Source organism: Vibrio splendidus, from assembly GCF_001557875.1.
GTDB classification, from domain to species: Bacteria; Pseudomonadota; Gammaproteobacteria; order Enterobacterales; family Vibrionaceae; genus Vibrio; species Vibrio splendidus_F.
Genome location: NZ_LNRF01000037.1, coordinates 1 through 464 on the forward strand (window position 1 = coordinate 1; position 464 = coordinate 464).

Consider the following 464-nt stretch of genomic DNA (forward strand, 5'->3'; position numbering starts at 1 on the left):
TTTGTGAAGAGTAAGACACACCCTGGAGGGGTTCCCGAGTGGCCAAAGGGAGCAGACTGTAAATCTGCCGGCACTGCCTTCGATGGTTCGAATCCGTCTCCCTCCACCATATTCTTCTTACCTCTTTCGAGAGTTAAGAGAACAACCTGATTGATGGGCTTATGGGAAAACATCAATTTAGGCTTACTTTGTGAAGAGTAAGACACACCCTGGAGGGGTTCCCGAGTGGCCAAAGGGAGCAGACTGTAAATCTGCCGGCACTGCCTTCGATGGTTCGAATCCGTCTCCCTCCACCATATTCTTCTTACCTCTTTTAAGAGTTAAGAGAACAACCTAGTTGATGGGCTTATGGGAAAACATCAATTTAGGCTTACTTTGTGAAGAGTAAGACACACCCTGGAGGGGTTCCCGAGTGGCCAAAGGGAGCAGACTGTAAATCTGCCGGCACTGCCTTCGATGGTTCG

The 464-nt window shown here is 49.1% G+C and carries 2 tRNA genes; both read left to right on the forward strand.

The annotated features are described in order from the left end of the window. Positions 1-24 precede the first annotated feature (24 nt). Positions 25-109, forward strand: a tRNA-Tyr gene (locus tag ATB74_RS23455). A gap of 102 nt (positions 110-211) precedes the next feature. Further along, positions 212-296 (forward strand) — tRNA-Tyr (locus ATB74_RS23460). Positions 297-464: the final 168 nt, after the last annotated feature.